This window comes from Citrobacter sp. RHB21-C05 (assembly GCF_013889015.1).
In the GTDB taxonomy this organism is placed as follows: domain Bacteria; phylum Pseudomonadota; class Gammaproteobacteria; order Enterobacterales; family Enterobacteriaceae; genus Citrobacter_A; species Citrobacter_A sedlakii.
Map to the genome: position 1 here is coordinate 1,078,026 of NZ_CP057611.1, position 13,876 is coordinate 1,091,901.

Genomic DNA, 13,876 nt, shown 5'->3' on the forward strand with positions numbered 1-13,876 from the left:
TAAGACATATTTGAAGCATATTTGATACGTTGCCAAAATTTTAAAACCCGCCAATGAGCGGGTTTTTTATGTCTCAAATTTTGTATGATTTAAGCTTCATTCATTATTTGAGGATTTAAACGTGGCAAAAGGTAGTCATATACCCTACGAAGTCAGGGATGAGGTTGAGAAAGAAATCATTAATCGTTATGGGCATGAAGCCCAAATTGCGTCTGTCAGTGTTGAGTTCAGCACTGATTATTTTCCGCATAAAGGTAGGGCGTTTATTTGGTTTGGTACTAACCCCGATCCGTTTGTATGTAGTTTTGAGTATAAATATGGGGAGATGTCAGAAAAGGTATTTAGCGTCACGAGAGACTGGCGTGATTGATACTAAATTTAATTGTCGAGTCATAAAAATATGACTTATCTGCTGTGAAGAATGGGCGGCTGGTGGGTGTTGGAGCACTCCACCAGCCATTCGCTCATGTTTGAGGTCACAAGCGAACCGAAGCCCACCGCTTTAGCGCTAAAGCATAGTGAGCCTATCAGAGTCCTGCTTACTGATCTATGAAAAATACTGTAAAAATAAACAGTGTTGAGTTGTTCAACGCTGATTGTCTGCACGTTCTTTCCCAAATCCCCGATAATTCGATAGACCTAATCTGTACCGATCCGCCGTATTTCAGAGTTAAACCTGAAAATTGGGATAACCAGTGGCGTCGGGATGCCGATTACTTGGCGTGGCTTGATAAGTGTCTGTCGGAGTTCTGGCGGGTTTTGAAACCGAACGGCAGCATCTACCTGTTTTGCGGTCATCGGCTGGCGGCAGACATTGAACTGTTGATGCGTAACCGTTTCAATATTCTCAACCACATCATCTGGGCGAAGCCGTCCGGTCGCTGGAATGGCTGCCATAAGGAAAGCCTGCGGGCGTATTTCCCTGCAACAGAGCGCATTCTGTTCGCTGAACACTATCAGGGTCCATATCGTCCAAAAGACGTCGGCTATGAGGTGAAGGGCAGGGAACTGAAACAGCATGTGCTGACGCCGCTGATTTCATATTTCCGCGATGCGCGTGCAGCCCTGGGGATAACGGCAAAACAGATTGCCGATGCCACGGGAAAGAAAAACATGGCGTCTCACTGGTTCAGTGCCAGTCAGTGGCAACTGCCGAACGAAGAGGATTACCAGAAGTTACAGGCATTGTTTTTACGTGTCGCAAAGGAAAAAAAGTGCACCGGAAAACGGGAGTATCCACACCACCAGCTGGTGGAGGAATATTCTGTGCTGAGCAGGAAATACGCAGAACTGCTTGGCGAGTATAAAAGCCTTCGGCGATATTTCAGTGTAACAGCGCTGGTCCCCTATACCGATGTCTGGACGCATAAACCCGCTCAGTTTTACCCTGGAAAGCATCCCTGTGAAAAACCGGCAGACATGTTGCGGCAGATTATCAATGCCAGCAGTAGGCCAGGCGATCTGGTGGCAGATTTTTTCATGGGTTCAGGCTCAACCATAAAAGCTGCTATGACGCTTAGACGTCGTGCTATTGGCGTTGAACTGGAGCCGGAGCGTTTTGCGCAGACCGTGAAGGATATTCGGGGGATATCTGAACTGATTCGTTGATATTGCAGGATTTATCCGTTCTGGATAATATTTTGCTTCCGGCCCTTGAGCTCAGTGGTCAGAGCGAGCAGCTCATAACCGCCAGGTCGCCGGTTCAAGCCCGGCAGGGGCCACCATGCCGACTTAGCTCAGCAGGTAGAGCAACTGACTTGTAATCATCAGGTCACCAGTTCGATTCCGGTAGTCGGCACCATGCGCTGTTAGCTCAGTTGGATAGAGCAATTGCCTTCTAAGCAATCGGTCACTGGTTTGAATCCAGTATGGCGCACTATGCGGTCATTGTATAATGGCTATTACCTCAGCCTTCCAAGCTGATGATGCGGGTTCGATTACCGCTGACCGCTCAAGTTTTGAATGGGCGCTGCTTTTTGCAAAATTGCTGTGTAAAAATACTGACCTTTGGGTTCAGCGCTCATCCAAAAGCACTCCGTTAATATCCGTACAACCGTGGGTGGTTTGTTGGATGGAGTGCCTCATATTAATGCCTGTTTGTTTAAACACATCTATTATTCAGTCTGCTATGGTGTTGCCGTACCGCTATACTGTCTACTCTATCAGTGATGAGGTGACCTATGCAGGAAGGGTTCTACTGGATTAAGCACGTTGACTCTGTCCAGGTGGCTTATTTCAAGAGTGAAGAGTTCGAAGATATATCAACCGGCGAAATTGTACCTGGCGTATGGCACTTAACCCGGGATGATGCAATTTGTCACAACAGTGAAGTCAGTATCCTGGCTGGTCCGTTAGAACCACCAGGTTAAAAAACTTATTTTTGATCAGGCTGCCTCCGGGTGGCCTTTTTTATTTCCCCTCAATTCTGAGAGGACTCACAGCAATAAGAGGGGGCTAAATGTCCGATCCGATTTCCGGCACTGGGCTGGCTGGTGGTGCACTGACGGGGGCCAGTATCTATGGACTGCTGACCGGAACCGATTACGGTGTTGTATTTGGCGCATTTGCAGGGGCGGTGTTCTACATTGCAACTGCTGCGGACCTGAGCGCAGCGCGCCGGTTGGCATATTTTCTGGTGTCATACATCGCGGGGATCCTTTGTTCCGGTCTGGTGGGATCAAAGCTGGCGGCCTGGACTGGTTACACCGATAAACCGCTGGATGCCATTGGTGCCGTAATCGTTTCTGCATTGGCCGTCAAATTCCTGACGTTCCTGAGTAACCAGGATGTTGGATCGCTGGTGGCGCTGATAACGCGCCGGGGAGGTTCCGGTGGTACTAAATGACCCGACTGCAACCCTTAACGCTCTGTTATGCGCGGGGGTGGTAATAACGTTAATGTTTTACCGTCGCGGCAATTCCCGGCACCGCCCGTGGATTTCACGTCTGGCATGGCTGATTACCGTCTTGTACAGCGCTGTACCGCTTGCCTACTTGTGCGGTATTTATCCACATTCATCATGGCCTACGATCGGGGCCAACATCATTTTTCTTTCCGTGCTGGTGGCCGTCAGAGGCAACGTTGCACGTCTGGTTGATCACCTGAGGCAATAATGACCAAAGACGAAATATTTAATGCCATCCTCGGCAAAGAGGGCGGGTACGTTAATCACCCCGACGACAAAGGCGGCCCAACAAACTGGGGAATCACTCAAGCGGTAGCTCGCGCCCACGGTTATAACGGTGATATGCGTAACCTTACCCGCCAGCAGGCGCTGGATATCCTGACGGCTGACTACTGGACAGGGCCACGCTTCGACCTTGTTTCTGAGGTATCACCAGCCATCGCCGCCGAATTGTGCGACACCGGCGTTAACATGGGCCCATCGGTTCAGACCAAATGGTTTCAGCGATGGCTGAACGTATTCAACATTCAGGGGACGCTCTATCCCGAGCTGATTGCTGATGGTTTTATCGGTCCACGAACTATCAGCGCGTTAAAAAGCTATCTTGCCCGGCGAGGAAAAGAGGGAGAGCTGGTTATGCTCCGTGCTCTGAATTGCAGCCAGGGTCAGCGTTATCTCGAACTGGCAGAACAGCGCAGCGCGAACGAGACATTTGTTTATGGCTGGGTAAAGGAACGGGTGGTTATATGACGCTTGAGATGATCACCGGACTCGTTGTGGCAGTATTTGCTGCTATTGCTGGAGCTTTTGGCCTGGGCCACCTACGCGGCGCCAGCAAAGCTGAAGCGAAAGCAGATAAGCAGCGCACCGAAGAAAACGCGGCGGCCACCGTTGCGGCGGCAGAACGTAAAGCGGAAGTCACTAAAGAGGCCAGCAATGTACAGCAGACTGTTAACCATATGCCTGATGACGATGTTGATTGCGAGCTGCGCGCAAACTGGACCCGCAAGGGTTGAAGTGGTTGATACGGCTTGCGACTGGGTTAAACCCATCTACGGAACGGATCACGACTGGGATGTACTGGACCGCCAGACGAAGAAAGATATCCTGGCGCATAACAAAGCGTGGCAGGCGAACTGCCAGAACCCCCAAGTCGGATCATTATGACGAAAACTTAGTAAGTATTCCCGGTGGCAGAATGTATCGCTGATATTTCAGTGAAACAGCGATTTATTCTTGTCACTAACAGGATAAATGCTAATAACACCTTTTTATTCGTGTTATTAAAATAAAACAAACTACTCTCATTGTACCTTTGCCAACCAGCACCAGTCTGGCAGAGGTTGCAAGTTATCCGGTCAGGTATAGCTCTTCCGGGTGGCTCCTGAGAGTTGTGTTTCATCTGTTAACTGACAGTAATCAAAGGCCGCATATTCTTGCGGCCTTTATTTTATACATATCTCGCACGCCTTGAAGATAACACTCATAAGACAATAGGCCTTTGTTATAAGACAGAGGAACTATAGTGTGGGGATGTCTAAAGGAGCGTGTTTACCAATTTAACAGAAAGAAAATACTGTACATGCAACTCTTTCATGAACTGAAATCTTTGAAAACTAAGGGCGGGAAGTAAAGGTTTTGGCCAGCGTGACATAAATTTATATTATGGTTGTTTGAAATTTTGCAATTAAAAACAGCAAGATGCGAGCTTACAAACTAAATGTTGCTATGTCGGGTCAATCATGCGTTAATGGGGGTGTGGTTTGTTATGAATTTATCTGAAGCAGTTACTGTAATATTTTTTATTATTTGTTCCTATTGAGATTTCCTTGTTGGTTTTTCTCTCTGATAATTTTTTCAGACCATTCTGCCCAAGGGCTTACTCAAAAAGGTAATAGTTATGTCTAATAAAATGACTGGTTTAGTTAAATGGTTTAATCCTGAAAAAGGTTTTGGGTTTATCACCCCAAAAGATGGCAGTAAGGATGTATTCGTACATTTTTCGGCTATCCAGAGTAATGATTTTAAAACGCTGAATGAGAATCAGGCAGTTGAGTTCGGTGTTGAGCAGGGTCCAAAAGGACCGTCGGCAGTTAATGTCGTAGCGCTTTAAGGTCACTGTTATTATTAATAATATTCACTTTAGATGTCCTTGCTGCCATGGGTCTCAGTACCGTACATCATCTTTTGATGTTACCGTCAGCAATCCTTTTGGTGCGAAATGTATTTTCTGTAAATCTACAATGATTACATTTGATAATATTGCACGTTATATTTGTTCTGGTCAGGCTCCACTTGCTTTCAGAAAGTAAAAAACTAGGCCCCTTTTTGGGGCCTTTTTACATTGTGATATGGCTTCATAATAGGATATTTACGAGACCACTATGAAAAAAGTGTTAGTGTTTTTTAATTCCGAACCGGCAGTTGTGCTATCAGTAATGAAGGGTATTACAACTATAACACGTGAATATCCTAGCGGTGAAAAGGCACATCTATCCGTTATGTCTGCCGGCTTCCCATCACTGACAGGTGATCACAAAATAGTTTATGTTGCTTCTGATCGTAATGTAAGTTCAGAAGAAATCCTTGAGGTCGCATCCAAATTACTGAAATGAAAGTTTCAAGTATCTGTGCTAACTGTATTGAGTGTGGTTTTCCGGCTGTATTTTCAAGGTAAATAATAACCAAGCTATTGATCATTTGATGTGTTCAACCTATCTTTATAGGTAGACAAGGCAAGTATAAAGCTGTGAACACATTGTTATAATGGTTTGTTGATGTCGTAACAGAGTATGAGAGGAGCAAAATGAACGTCGCAGAGTTACAACAAAAAACGGAGACAGAAATTTCTGAGTTTATTACTAAGAAAATTGTCGAGCTCAAAAAAAAGACAGGGAAGGAAGTTTCGGACATCAAGTTTACTGCTCGTGAAAAAATGACCGGGCTGGAGAGCTATGATATTAAGATTACTTTGATCTAGGTCTGCTGAGAAGTTGCTGACTGCGCACTTCATTTAAACAGCCATACGTAGAGACCAGCTCACGCATAGCTGGTCTTTTTATCTTGTTTTATTCTTTTTTGAAGCCTCAATTTTATATACAGTAAGGCATTTTAAGCGCTATTGTCAGGGTATGAGCGGAGGAAAAGTCATTCACAGTTTTTCCTTTGAGTGTCGATTGTATTAAGGGCTTTTCTATAAGCACCATATGCCCCCTGAAAGGATTGCTCAGCCTGCTTAATCGCTGCCTTCTGCAAGTCCGGGTTATCACCCGCTCTGTCCGCCAGGTAAAAAGCCTTGAGTGTGTTAGTTGCAACTGTCGCCAGTTCAGGTGGCGCATAAGTCATCACTTCTGTGGCGCTTTTAATAACTGGCAATATATCTTTTCTCATATCGCTTCGTGTAATAGGGGCTGTTAACGTAGGTGAAAAGCTAAAAGAAGTCACCGATACCATGAACTGATTATATTTCTCCCTCAACAGAGATTCCTGCTTATCCAGACGAATGATACATGCTGTTTTTGAAGCATTGTGTGTTTGTAAATAGTTTCCATACAGACCCAGTAATGCGGTGATACTGACACCCAGTAATGTGCAGATGACTGGGAAAATTACATTGAATTGTTTTATAGCTAGACTTCTTCTCATGGCTGTCGCTCACTTGCTGTGTGGTTCAGTATATTTATTCGGTTAAACCATATTTACTTGCCATGATTTTTACGCCAAGAGCCAGCACATGGTTAGTTATCATTTTTATGGTTTCTCTACTTCCGGCTTTGACCGCCTGTGTTAATTGGCTACCAGCATTTGATGTTAGGCTATCAGGCATGAGTTTCAGACATTCAAGCCCTTTAGGGGTAAGAATTACATCAGTAAAGTATTCACCGTGAAATCCGCTGGAGGTAATAAAATCTGCATTAATAAGCCAGCTAATTGTTGCTTTAACAAATTCAGCGTCTTCGGTTAACTCAGCACCGGTAAAGCCATCGGGATCAAGTGCTGAGTCTCCTTCTGTGTAATCTGCCAACCCTAACGGTTTGGTGAGAGGAAAGGAATTGTACAAATCCGCAAATACCTGACCTGCAATTTCGTCGAACTTATCAATATTGGACATATTTATGGATAACTCCCTGTATCAAAAAGAAGAGGTTAAGGCTGTTCTTATTAAAGAACTGCATGGGGCTATTACAGCACAACTGACAGGAGAAATGGATTGGGTAAGGACGAGAGCTTTTTGGGCCGCCAGATTACCGGGGATTCCCTCAGATCTGCTGGCTGAAGCTCTCGCCTCTGCTATCAGCAAAGGTGCATACATTCTGGCGTCAAAGCGCTAATCAGTGATAGTTCTGTGGGTCCTCCTGACGATTCTGAACACCGAGGGGCCGGGTACACGCGGAAAACGGCTAGTTTTTTGCATTTTATGGGTTTCATCATCATCCGTTTAACCTATTGATATTTCAGTCCTGATCGTTTACAGGATGTCGAAATGACTATTTTTTGTTCACCATCATGGATAACGAACTGAAAAATCTCCGGCTGAATATCACTCAGCTGGCCGCAATCACCGATCTGCACCGTCAGACGGTCGCAAGCAAGCTGGCAAATGTGCAACCCGCCCCCGGCAGCAATCCGAAACTTAAGCTTTATGCAATCACAGATATTTTGCGTGAGCTGCTGACAAGCACCACATCGTCCGAGCTGGTGGACGTCGACAAAATGCTTCCCCCGGATCGTAAAGCCTGGTTTCAGTCAGAGCGCGAAAGGCTCAAGTTCCAGCAGGAAACAGGGGAGCTGATCCCGGCATCCGAAGTCACCAGGGAGTTTTCCTCCATGGCGAAAGCGATGGTTCAGGTGCTGGAAACGTTACCCGATATTCTTGAGCGCGATTGCGCCATGACCCCAGCAGCGGTTGTCAGGGTGCAGCAGGTTATTGACGATCTGCGCGATCAGATAGCCCTCAAAGTTGAGCAGGCCGACTCACCGGAACAGGAGGATATGCCAGAAGAGGAGTAAGTCATGCGACAGGCCACGGCAGCGGAAGTCAGGCGTAACGCTTCCGTCATTCTCAAAGCCCCGCGCCGTATGCCTGTGGCTGAGGCGGTTCAGAAATTTATGCGCGTACCCATGGGGGCCGGTAACTCAGTACCGTGGGACCCTGCCGTCGCCCCGTATGTGATTGAACCGATGAACTGCCTCGCGATGCGTGAATACGATGCGGTGGTGTTTGTTGGTCCGGCACGAACAGGGAAAACGATCGGTCTGGTGGATGGTTGGGTTGTATACAACATTGTCTGCGACCCTTCCGATATGCTCGTCGTTCAGATGACCGAAGAGAAAGCCCGCGAGCACTCAAAAAAGCGACTGGCGCGGACCTTCCGAGTGAGCCCTGAGGTGGCGAAGCGCCTGAGCCTGTTGCGAAACGACAACAATGTGCATGATCGTACTTTTCTGGCGGGCAATTATCTCAAAATCGGCTGGCCATCCATCAACATTATGTCCTCGTCAGATTTCAAATGTGTGGCGCTCACGGATTATGACCGTTTCCCTGAGGACATCGACGGCGAGGGTGACGGTTTTACCCTGGCCTCCAAACGCACAACGACTTTTATGTCCGCCGGGATGACCCTCGTGGAGTGTTCACCGGGGCGGGACATTCGCGACAGCAAATGGCGCCGCAAGTCTCCCCATGAAGCGCCACCAACGACTGGCGCGCTTTCTCTGTACAACCGTGGCGATCGCCGTCGGTGGTACTGGCCGTGCCCGCACTGTGGTGAATATTTTCAGCCAGCGATGGAGGCGATGACCGGCTACCGTGATGAACCGGATCCGGTAAAAGCCAGCGAGTCGGCTCATCTGCTTTGCCCACATTGCAGCAGCATTATTACAGCAGATAAAAAGCGCGAGCTTAACGGTGTGGGAGTCTGGTTGCGTGAAGGTCAGAGTATTGACCGTGATGGCAATATTTCTGGTGAGCCACGCCGTTCTCGCATAGCGTCGTTCTGGATGGAAGGCCCCGCCGCTGCGTATCAGACCTGGGCGCAGCTGGTATACAAACTGCTGACTGCTGAGCAGGAGTATGAGGCCACCGGCAGCGAAGAAACCCTAAAGGCGGTGATCAACACCGACTGGGGGCTGCCGTACCTGCCTCGCTCGGCCAGCGAACAGCGACGTGCCGATGCGCTGATGCTGCGTGCGGAGGATTACGGTAAACGCCTGGTACCGCCTAAGGTACGTTTCCTGCTGGCGGCAGTTGACGTTCAGGGCGGTAAAAAACGCCGTTTCGTCGTGCAGATTATCGGTTATGGCGAGAACGGAGAACGCTGGCTGGTTGACCGCTACAACATCCGTCAGTCGCTGCGCTGCAATGCCCATGGCGAGGCGGAGCCGATCCATCCCGGCGCCTATCCGGAGGACTGGCAACTGCTGGTCTCCGATGTGCTGGAAAAAACGTATGCGCTTCAGTCTGACCCGACGCGGCGTATGCCGGTACTGGCCATGGCCGTCGACAGCGGCGGTGAAGAAGGTGTGACCGATAACGCCTATAAATTCTGGCGCCAGTGCCGCCGGGATGGCCTGGGTAAACGCGTCTATCTGGTTAAGGGCGACAGTACAAAGCGTCAGAAAATCATCACCAAAACCCACCCGAATAATACCGAACGCAGCGACCGTCGCGCCGACGCGCGCGGCGAGGTACCGGTATATCTGCTGCAGACCGACCTGCTCAAGGATCAGTTGAGCAACAATCTGGACCGTGAGACCCCCGGCGCGGGCTATATCCATTTTCCTGACTGGCTGGGGGAGTGGTTCTACGAAGAACTGACCTACGAAGAGCGCGGCGTGGACGGCAAATGGCGTAAGCCAGGCAAGGGACCCAACGAAGCCTTTGACCTGTTCTGCTATGCCCACGCCGTGGCGATTCTGCGCGGCTACGAAAAAATCCGTGACTGGGAAAAACCTCCGGCGTGGGCTGAGCCGCAGGATCTCAACCCAAATATTCATGAAGGGGAACGCCCAAGGGAGATAACCGTGAAAAAAACAAAACCTGTTCAGTCACCTGTTAAGGCTGAACCTGAAAAGGATACAGCTCTCTCCGGCAGCTGGCTGGGGTCTTCCGGTAAGGGAGGCTGGTTGTGACGAAAGACGACATCTGGAAAACGCTGCTGATGGTGCGTCAGGCCTACCAGGATTCCCTGGACGGCAAGAGCATTTCCTTTACCGGCGTAAACGGTCGCGCCATCACTAACCACGATCCGAAAGCGCTGCGCGACGAGCTCGAATACTGGGAGCGTCGCTGGCGGGCGGTCAACAGTCGCGGTGGTTCGTACAAACTCGCACACTTTCTGTAAGGCGTCATATGGGTATTTTTGAAAGAACACTGGGGGCAATTTCACCCGGGTGGGCAGCGGCGCGCGCGCGGGATCGTCTGCGGCTAAATGCTTATGAAGCGGCAAACCCGTCACGGCTGCATAAGGCGAAAAAACAAAGCCAGTCAGCGGACACCTCGGTATTTGCTGCAGGTAAGTCCCTGCGGGAGCAGGCCCGGTGGCTGGATGAAAACCATGACCTGGTGATCGGCCTGTTCGACAAAATGGAAGATCGGGTAATCGGTGCCCACGGGATCCATGTTGAACCCCAGCCCCTCGATCTGGAGGGCAATCTCCATTCCGATTTTGCCGGGCAGCTTTCGGCGCTCTGGGCGGAATGGTCCGTGCGCCCGGAAGTAACCGGCATGTTTACCCGGCCGGAAGCTGAGCGCCTGTTGCTGCGTTCTGCGCTGCGTGACGGGGAGGTGTTCACGCAACTGGTAAGGGGGAATGTGTCGGGTCTGCAACACGCAACGTCAGTACCATTTTCACTGGAAATGCTGGAGGCGGATTTCGTTCCGTTCAACCTGAACAGTACCGCAGGCCAGCAGGTTCGCCAGGGCATCATCGTGAACGACTGGGGGCGTCCCGTAGGCTACCGCGTTTATAAGTACCACCCGGCCAACATGATGCGGTTCAGCGCTGAGTTGAAAACCGTCTCAGCGGAAAACATGCTCCACCTGGCACAGCGAAAGCGCCTGCACCAGTTGCGTGGTATCAGCCTGATCCACGGGGTGATCACCCGTCTTTCAGACATCAAGGATTACGAAGAGAGTGAACGCGTGGCCGCCCGTATTGCCGCTGCGCTCGGTTTCTACATCAAGCGTGGTGATGCGCAGTCCCTTGGCGATGATAGTGAGTTTTCAACACCCGGTGGTCAGCGTCATTACGATATTGCGCCGGGCATGATTTATGACGAACTCCGGCCCGGTGAAGACCTGGGCATGGTGGAATCAAACCGCCCGAATGTTCACCTCTACGAATTCCGGAACGGACAGATGCGCGCCGTGGCCGCAGGTACACGCGGCAGTTATTCCAGCATTGCCCGTGACTACAACGGTACATATAGCTCACAACGTCAGGAACTGGTTGAAAGCTTCGAGGGTTACAACGTTCTGCAACAGTGGTTTGTCGGGCAGCACAGCAGGCCTGTTTATCGTGCATGGCTGGCGATGGCGTTGCTGAGTGGCGTTGAGGTCCCGCCGGATGTGGATCCAAAATCCCTCTATAACGCACTTTATCTCGGCCCGGTTATGCCATGGATTGATCCGGGGAAAGAGGCTAACGCCTGGAAAGCGATTGTGCGTGGCGGTGCGGGTACAGAAGCGGAATGGGCGCGGGCACGTGGGAAAAACCCGCAGGAGGTTAAACGCCAGCGACTGCGTGAAACAGAATTTAACCGTAAACACGGGCTGGTGTTTGATTCCGACGCCGCCAATGACAAAGGAGCGATGCCAGATGCAACGGCAAAAACAAATGATGCCCGGCGTGAACCGGACGATGATGATTAATCCGCGCGCCAGCCTGGCGGGTGTCGATGCGGCAAACGGTCAGTGCTGGTATGAAATCCGCGCGCTGTCCGCAGGCCGTGTCGAAATCTTCCTTTATGACGTGATCGGTGGCTGGGGCATCACTGCCCAGCAGTTTGTCGCTGACTGTAAAGAGGCGGGGGTGTTTGACGCCAGCGCGGTGGACTTGCATATCCACAGCCCCGGCGGCGATGTGATGCAGGGTTTTGCCATTTACAACACCCTGTCGCGGCTGAAAGCGAAAGTGGATATCTGGGTGGACGGCGTGGCGGCAAGCATGGCCTCGATGATTGTCTGCCTGCCCGGCGCAACGGTGCACATGCCGGAAAACGCCTGGATTATGGTCCACAAACCGTGGGGCGGCATCGCCGGCGATTCTGACGATATGCGCGATTACGCCGCCTGGCTTGATCGTAATGAGTCCCTGATGCTCAGCGCTTACATGAACAAAACAGGACTGGAGCAGGAGGAGCTGGAAGCGATGCTGAAAGCAGAGACCTGGCTTAACGGTGCCGAGGCGGTGGAAAAAGGTTTCGCCGACAAACTTGAACCTGAACTGCAGGCCGCGGCCTGTGTGAATCAAAATAAACTGAAGGATTACCAGAATATGCCAGAACAGATTAATTCCCTATTTGCGCCGCGCGCCGAAGCTCCTGTGAATCAGCCGCAGCAGCCTGCTCCGGTACAGGCAAATCTTAACCCGCCAGCACCACAACAGCCTGCGCCTCAGATGTCGAACATCGATATTACCGCGCTTGCCCAGCAGTTGCAGCAGCAGATGCAGACGGCGAACGCGGAGCGCGTGAATTCCGTCTCTGCCGTGTTTGAGGCGTTTCCGACCTTTGCGACGCTAAAGGCGGAGTGCCTGGCCGATTTCTCCTGCAATGCCGAAAAGGCCCGTGACAAACTGTTGCAGGCACTGGCGGCGGGAACCACCCCGAGCGCCGGTCCGGGAGCTATTCATCTTTATGCCGGTAACGGCAATCTGGTCGGTGATTCCATTCGCGCTGCGGTAATGACCCGGGCGGGGTTTGCCCAGGCAGAGAAAGATAATGCCTATAGCGGCTATACCCTGCGTGAGCTGGCGCGCGCGTCGCTGGTCGATCGCGGCATCGGTATCTCCGGTGCAGGCACGGCACAAGCGATGGTCGGCCTGGCCTTCACCCACAGTAGCAGCGATTTCGGCAATATCCTGATGGATGTGGCGCACAAAGCAGCGCTACAGGGGTGGGATGAGGCAAGCGAAACCTTTGATCAGTGGACCCGTAAAGGTACGCTGACCGATTTCAAAACAGCACACCGCGTCGGCCTGGAATCACTCGCATCGCTGCGCAAGGTTCGCGCCGGGGCGGAATATAAATATGTCACTATTAAAGACCGCGGTGAGCCGATTGCGCTGGCGACCTACGGCGAACTTTTCAGCATTGACCGCCAGACCATCATCAACGATGACCTGGATATGCTGACCCGTATCCCGCAGGCAATGGGTCTTGCCGCTCGTGCCACAGTGGGTGATCTGGTGTGGGCAGTTCTGACCAGCAACCCAAAAATGTCCGACGGCAAGCCGCTGTTCCACGCCGATCATAGAAACCTTGTCTCCGCCGATCTGAGTATCGAAGGCCTGGATACGGCACGTAAGGCGATGCTGCTGCAAAAATCAGGCGACCGCAGTCTGAACATTCGCCCGGCCTACATGCTGACGCCAGTGGCCATTGAGTCCCGCGCTAACCAGTTGATCAAATCTGCAAGCGTACCGGGCGCGGACGCGAACAGCGGTATCGTTAACCCGATCCAGAACTTTGTGACGGTGGCCTCTGAGGCTCGCCTGGATGACAGCAGTCCGACGGATTATTACCTGACCGCTGCACAGGGACGCGACACCATTGAGGTGGCGTATCTGGACGGTATCGATACGCCGTATCTGGAGCAGCAACAGGGCTTCACTGTTGACGGTGCCGCGTTCAAGGTGCGTATCGATGCCGGTGTGGCACCGCTTGACTGGCGCGGCATGGTTAAAGTCACCAAAAAATAACGACCGCCGCCTGGCGGTTTTTTTATCCCTGAAGGCGGCGCGGGCCGCC

General features: G+C 51.0%; 20 protein-coding genes and 4 tRNA genes. 22 read left to right on the forward strand and 2 right to left on the reverse strand.

Annotated features, from left to right (window positions below):
- Positions 1–121 precede the first annotated feature (121 nt).
- The 16 genes from HVX72_RS05175 to HVX72_RS05240 all read left to right on the forward strand — a co-directional run bounded on the left by HVX72_RS05175 (position 122) and on the right by HVX72_RS05240 (position 5,885).
- The gene (locus HVX72_RS05175; RefSeq protein WP_181822684.1) at positions 122–370 is read left to right on the forward strand and encodes a hypothetical protein; all 249 of its coding nucleotides are present in this window, start codon (positions 122–124) and stop codon (positions 368–370) included.
- A 179-nt stretch (positions 371–549) separates the two neighbouring features.
- Positions 550–1,608: a site-specific DNA-methyltransferase gene (locus HVX72_RS05180; RefSeq protein ID WP_181822685.1), complete on the forward strand. Its 1,059-nt coding sequence runs from the start codon at positions 550–552 to the stop codon at positions 1,606–1,608.
- A gap of 40 nt (positions 1,609–1,648) precedes the next feature.
- Positions 1,649–1,724: transfer RNA gene (locus HVX72_RS05185), tRNA-Ile, on the forward strand.
- A 1-nt stretch (position 1,725) separates the two neighbouring features.
- Positions 1,726–1,801, forward strand: a tRNA-Thr gene (locus HVX72_RS05190).
- A 1-nt stretch (position 1,802) separates the two neighbouring features.
- Positions 1,803–1,876, forward strand: a tRNA-Arg gene (locus tag HVX72_RS05195).
- A 4-nt stretch (positions 1,877–1,880) separates the two neighbouring features.
- Positions 1,881–1,952, forward strand: a tRNA-Gly gene (locus tag HVX72_RS05200).
- Between the two features lie 228 nt (positions 1,953–2,180).
- A complete protein-coding gene (locus HVX72_RS22150) occupies positions 2,181–2,369 on the forward strand; it encodes a hypothetical protein (protein WP_233459341.1) in 189 nt (62 codons plus the stop codon).
- Positions 2,370–2,458: 89 nt separating this feature from the next.
- Positions 2,459–2,845: a phage holin family protein gene (locus HVX72_RS05205; protein WP_079780883.1), complete on the forward strand. Its 387-nt coding sequence runs from the start codon at positions 2,459–2,461 to the stop codon at positions 2,843–2,845.
- Positions 2,832–3,113 (forward strand): phage holin family protein, encoded by a 282-nt coding sequence (locus tag HVX72_RS05210; RefSeq protein WP_079780884.1) that lies wholly within the window; start codon positions 2,832–2,834, stop codon positions 3,111–3,113. Before HVX72_RS05205 ends, HVX72_RS05210 begins: the two co-directional genes overlap by 14 nt.
- Complete coding sequence (locus tag HVX72_RS05215) at positions 3,113–3,655, forward strand: glycoside hydrolase family 108 protein (protein WP_181822686.1); 543 nt, start codon at positions 3,113–3,115, stop codon at positions 3,653–3,655. The genes HVX72_RS05210 and HVX72_RS05215 overlap by 1 nt, the downstream gene beginning before the upstream one ends.
- Positions 3,652–3,921 (forward strand): hypothetical protein, encoded by a 270-nt coding sequence (locus HVX72_RS05220; RefSeq protein WP_181822687.1) that lies wholly within the window; start codon positions 3,652–3,654, stop codon positions 3,919–3,921. Before HVX72_RS05215 ends, HVX72_RS05220 begins: the two co-directional genes overlap by 4 nt.
- Complete coding sequence (locus tag HVX72_RS22155) at positions 3,878–4,072, forward strand: hypothetical protein (RefSeq protein WP_249418877.1); 195 nt, start codon at positions 3,878–3,880, stop codon at positions 4,070–4,072. Before HVX72_RS05220 ends, HVX72_RS22155 begins: the two co-directional genes overlap by 44 nt.
- A 733-nt stretch (positions 4,073–4,805) precedes the next feature.
- Positions 4,806–5,018, forward strand: coding sequence for a cold shock domain-containing protein (locus tag HVX72_RS05225; protein ID WP_181822688.1), 213 nt, complete (start codon positions 4,806–4,808; stop codon positions 5,016–5,018).
- 10 nt (positions 5,019–5,028) lie between these two features.
- Positions 5,029–5,217, forward strand: a complete 189-nt coding sequence (locus HVX72_RS05230; protein ID WP_181823240.1) for a cold-shock protein — start codon at positions 5,029–5,031, stop codon at positions 5,215–5,217.
- A gap of 72 nt (positions 5,218–5,289) precedes the next feature.
- Positions 5,290–5,520, forward strand: a complete 231-nt coding sequence (locus HVX72_RS05235; RefSeq protein WP_181822689.1) for a hypothetical protein — start codon at positions 5,290–5,292, stop codon at positions 5,518–5,520.
- A gap of 191 nt (positions 5,521–5,711) precedes the next feature.
- The gene (locus HVX72_RS05240) at positions 5,712–5,885 is read left to right on the forward strand and encodes an addiction module toxin, GnsA/GnsB family (protein WP_181822690.1); all 174 of its coding nucleotides are present in this window, start codon (positions 5,712–5,714) and stop codon (positions 5,883–5,885) included.
- Between the two features lie 167 nt (positions 5,886–6,052).
- Here the strand turns inward: HVX72_RS05240 and HVX72_RS05245 are convergent, their stop codons facing one another.
- Positions 6,053–6,550 carry a hypothetical protein gene (locus HVX72_RS05245; protein ID WP_181822691.1) on the reverse strand — a complete coding sequence of 166 codons (498 nt, stop codon included), beginning with the start codon at positions 6,548–6,550 and terminating at the stop codon, positions 6,053–6,055.
- Between the two features lie 34 nt (positions 6,551–6,584).
- Entirely contained in the window at positions 6,585–7,016 is a 432-nt protein-coding gene (locus HVX72_RS05250) for a hypothetical protein (protein ID WP_181822692.1), read from the reverse strand.
- Between the two features lie 4 nt (positions 7,017–7,020).
- Here HVX72_RS05250 and HVX72_RS05255 point away from each other — a divergent pair, with 4 nt between their 5' ends.
- The 6 genes from HVX72_RS05255 to HVX72_RS05280 all read left to right on the forward strand — a co-directional run bounded on the left by HVX72_RS05255 (position 7,021) and on the right by HVX72_RS05280 (position 13,827).
- Positions 7,021–7,236, forward strand: coding sequence for a hypothetical protein (locus HVX72_RS05255; protein ID WP_181822693.1), 216 nt, complete (start codon positions 7,021–7,023; stop codon positions 7,234–7,236).
- Positions 7,237–7,411: 175 nt separating this feature from the next.
- Positions 7,412–7,915: a DUF1441 family protein gene (locus HVX72_RS05260; protein ID WP_181823241.1), complete on the forward strand. Its 504-nt coding sequence runs from the start codon at positions 7,412–7,414 to the stop codon at positions 7,913–7,915.
- A gap of 3 nt (positions 7,916–7,918) precedes the next feature.
- A complete protein-coding gene (locus tag HVX72_RS05265; RefSeq protein ID WP_181822694.1) occupies positions 7,919–10,036 on the forward strand; it encodes a phage terminase large subunit family protein in 2,118 nt (705 codons plus the stop codon).
- Positions 10,033–10,248: a hypothetical protein gene (locus tag HVX72_RS05270; RefSeq protein WP_181822695.1), complete on the forward strand. Its 216-nt coding sequence runs from the start codon at positions 10,033–10,035 to the stop codon at positions 10,246–10,248. The genes HVX72_RS05265 and HVX72_RS05270 overlap by 4 nt, the downstream gene beginning before the upstream one ends.
- A gap of 8 nt (positions 10,249–10,256) precedes the next feature.
- The gene (locus tag HVX72_RS05275; protein ID WP_181822696.1) at positions 10,257–11,777 is read left to right on the forward strand and encodes a phage portal protein; all 1,521 of its coding nucleotides are present in this window, start codon (positions 10,257–10,259) and stop codon (positions 11,775–11,777) included.
- Positions 11,767–13,827 carry a ClpP-like prohead protease/major capsid protein fusion protein gene (locus HVX72_RS05280; RefSeq protein ID WP_181823242.1) on the forward strand — a complete coding sequence of 687 codons (2,061 nt, stop codon included), beginning with the start codon at positions 11,767–11,769 and terminating at the stop codon, positions 13,825–13,827. Before HVX72_RS05275 ends, HVX72_RS05280 begins: the two co-directional genes overlap by 11 nt.
- Positions 13,828–13,876 lie beyond the last annotated feature (49 nt).

Bases quoted from the DNA above. Each gene is read 5' to 3' on its own strand.
- HVX72_RS05245 (WP_181822691.1), bottom strand. From the start codon at position 6,550: ATGAGAAGAAGTCTAGCTATAAAACAATTCAATGTAATTTTCCCAGTC.
- HVX72_RS05220 (WP_181822687.1), top strand. From the start codon at position 3,652: ATGACGCTTGAGATGATCACCGGACTCGTTGTGGCAGTATTTGCTGCT.
- HVX72_RS05250 (WP_181822692.1), bottom strand. From the start codon at position 7,016: ATGTCCAATATTGATAAGTTCGACGAAATTGCAGGTCAGGTATTTGCG.
- HVX72_RS05265 (WP_181822694.1), top strand. From the start codon at position 7,919: ATGCGACAGGCCACGGCAGCGGAAGTCAGGCGTAACGCTTCCGTCATT.
- HVX72_RS05205 (WP_079780883.1), top strand. From the start codon at position 2,459: ATGTCCGATCCGATTTCCGGCACTGGGCTGGCTGGTGGTGCACTGACG.
- HVX72_RS22150 (WP_233459341.1), top strand. From the start codon at position 2,181: ATGCAGGAAGGGTTCTACTGGATTAAGCACGTTGACTCTGTCCAGGTG.
- HVX72_RS05225 (WP_181822688.1), top strand. From the start codon at position 4,806: ATGTCTAATAAAATGACTGGTTTAGTTAAATGGTTTAATCCTGAAAAA.
- HVX72_RS05275 (WP_181822696.1), top strand. From the start codon at position 10,257: ATGGGTATTTTTGAAAGAACACTGGGGGCAATTTCACCCGGGTGGGCA.
- HVX72_RS05235 (WP_181822689.1), top strand. From the start codon at position 5,290: ATGAAAAAAGTGTTAGTGTTTTTTAATTCCGAACCGGCAGTTGTGCTA.
- HVX72_RS05180 (WP_181822685.1), top strand. From the start codon at position 550: ATGAAAAATACTGTAAAAATAAACAGTGTTGAGTTGTTCAACGCTGAT.
- HVX72_RS05255 (WP_181822693.1), top strand. From the start codon at position 7,021: ATGGATAACTCCCTGTATCAAAAAGAAGAGGTTAAGGCTGTTCTTATT.
- HVX72_RS05260 (WP_181823241.1), top strand. From the start codon at position 7,412: ATGGATAACGAACTGAAAAATCTCCGGCTGAATATCACTCAGCTGGCC.
- HVX72_RS05240 (WP_181822690.1), top strand. From the start codon at position 5,712: ATGAACGTCGCAGAGTTACAACAAAAAACGGAGACAGAAATTTCTGAG.
- HVX72_RS22155 (WP_249418877.1), top strand. From the start codon at position 3,878: ATGTTGATTGCGAGCTGCGCGCAAACTGGACCCGCAAGGGTTGAAGTG.
- HVX72_RS05215 (WP_181822686.1), top strand. From the start codon at position 3,113: ATGACCAAAGACGAAATATTTAATGCCATCCTCGGCAAAGAGGGCGGG.
- HVX72_RS05280 (WP_181823242.1), top strand. From the start codon at position 11,767: ATGATGATTAATCCGCGCGCCAGCCTGGCGGGTGTCGATGCGGCAAAC.